1 protein-coding gene and 1 pseudogene are annotated in these 1,407 nt (G+C 41.8%); both read right to left on the bottom strand.

Annotation, left to right across the window (positions count from 1 at the left end):
* Window positions 1-11 precede the first annotated feature (11 nt).
* Window positions 12-857 (bottom strand): annotated as a pseudogene (locus MJZ25_16620) (IS3 family transposase).
* Window positions 842-1,366, bottom strand: coding sequence for a helix-turn-helix domain-containing protein (locus tag MJZ25_16615; GenBank protein ID MCQ2125789.1), 525 nt, complete (start codon window positions 1,364-1,366; stop codon window positions 842-844). The pseudogene MJZ25_16620 and the gene MJZ25_16615 overlap by 16 nt, the downstream one beginning before the upstream one ends.
* Between the last annotated feature and the right edge of the window lie 41 nt (window positions 1,367-1,407).

Here is a 1,407-nt window from a genome sequence, read left to right as displayed (position 1 = left end):
TGAGGCGAACCCTAAAAGTTGGACTGTTTATTAATAAGTTTATTCCTGTAATTAACCGGACTTGTCCTAAGTCTCAGTTTTATTCTTTTTTCATTATAGTAATTAACATATTCACTCAATGCATTCGCGAACTCGTATTCGTTTCTGAATTTGTGGGTATAGAGAAGTTCTGATTTCATCGTACCGAAAAAACTTTCCATCATGGCATTGTCGTAGCAATTCCCCTTACGGGACATGCTTTGTGTTATATTATTATCTTTCAGCATTTTGCAAAAGTTCGGATGTTGATAATGCCATCCCTGGTCACTATGCAGAATCATAGGCTGCGCAATCTCATTTTCCCGAATGAAGTTTCTCATCATGGATATCACCAGTTCCAGATCAGGATGTCTTGACAATGTGTAGCCGTCCACTTCTCCGTTATGCATATCAATCAGTGCTGACATATACAGCTTTTTTTCCCCTATGTTGATTTGTGTTATATCTGTCGCCATCTTTTCAAGCGGACGTGATGCCATAAAATTCCTTGCTATCACATTGTCCGCGACTTTCCCTACTTCTCCCTTGTATGAGCGGTAACCCCTCCTTTTCATTTTCGTTTTCAGGCCCATTTCCCTCATAAGCCTGGCGACAGTCTTGTGGTTTATTTCATAACCATCCTCCTTCAGCTGAAGCGTCACCCTCCTGTATCCGTAGGTTTCACCGCTTTGCCTGAAAACATCGCTTATCCTCGCCTTTTCCGCAGCATATTTATCCTTGCCTGATTGGCTCATGTGGTAATAATACGTTGATTTTGCCATCTTTTTTACCGTTAACAGTAACGGCAAACCATATTGCAGCCTCAGTTCGTTGATGACGTATGTCCAGTCTTTCGTTTTGACTGCTCTCTTGCTTCGACCAAGGCTTTCACTTTTTTTAACAGGTCAACTTCTGCCTTCAGATAGGCATTCTCATAACGGAGCCGTTCCAATTCCGTCATTTCCTCCAATCGTTTTTTCTTTGGTCTTCCCATTGTTGTATATTTTCGATTTGCATCTTTCCGCAAGGCTTTGTAATCCCCGGTCTCTCTCACCTTTCTTACCCATTTTGCCAAAGTGGACCTCCCTACCTGATAACGCATAAACACCTGCTCGCATGGGAGGTTTTTCTCTAGCACCATCTTTACGCACTCCATTTTCGCCGACAGATCCATCTCTTTTCTTACACTACATAACGCTTTTTTTCCTCCTTTATTGTAAAGATTAAGCCATCTTTGTACTTGGCTTGCAGAAACGCCTAATAATCTGCCTATTGTACAACAGCCTCTCCCGGACCTGTGCAGACGTACAGCTTTCAGCTTCGTCCCTAAATCATAATATCTTGACATTTTCCTAAAAGTTTTTTGTCCAACTTTTAGGGTTCGCCTCA

This window comes from Fibrobacter sp. (assembly GCA_024399065.1).
Taxonomy (GTDB): domain Bacteria; phylum Fibrobacterota; class Fibrobacteria; order Fibrobacterales; family Fibrobacteraceae; genus Fibrobacter.
The sequence above is the reverse complement of the archived record's forward strand: the minus strand, read 5'-3'. Positions and strand labels throughout refer to the sequence as shown.